The sequence below is a fragment of the Desertibacillus haloalkaliphilus genome, from assembly GCF_019039105.1.
In the GTDB taxonomy this organism is placed as follows: Bacteria; Bacillota; Bacilli; order Bacillales; family KJ1-10-99; genus Desertibacillus; species Desertibacillus haloalkaliphilus.
Window position 1 is genome coordinate 1 of the sequence record NZ_JAHPIV010000244.1, and the last position, 399, is coordinate 399.

Genomic DNA, 399 nt, shown 5'->3' on the forward strand with positions numbered 1-399 from the left:
CATTATAGACTGACGGTCGGTCTAAAAGGAGAGTGATTTTCATGTCGTCATCAGCCAAAAATGGTTCCACCCACTTTATCTACCTCGTTCTCGGGCAAATTATTTCCGTTTTCGGGTCTTCCTTGATTCGTTTTGTTCTATCTTTACACGTCTTGGATATGACACATCGTGTTGATTTATATGCCCTGCTTTTTGCTTTATCCAATATCCCGCTCCTCCTTTCGCCATTAGCAGGAGCAATTGCTGACCGGTTTAACAGAAGAAATTTGATGATTTTATTTGATGTTCTTACTGGCATTATGATTCTGGCTTTTTATTTCTGGTTATTTTCAGGTCATGATTCGCTTTATATGATTGGAGCCGTCATGATTCTCCTTGGTGTCATGAGTACATTTTATG

1 pseudogene is annotated in these 399 nt (G+C 39.3%); it reads left to right on the top strand.

Annotated elements, in window-relative coordinates:
* Positions 1-41: 41 nt before the first annotated feature.
* Positions 42-399 (top strand): annotated as a pseudogene (locus tag KH400_RS21760) (MFS transporter); the annotation flags it as partial.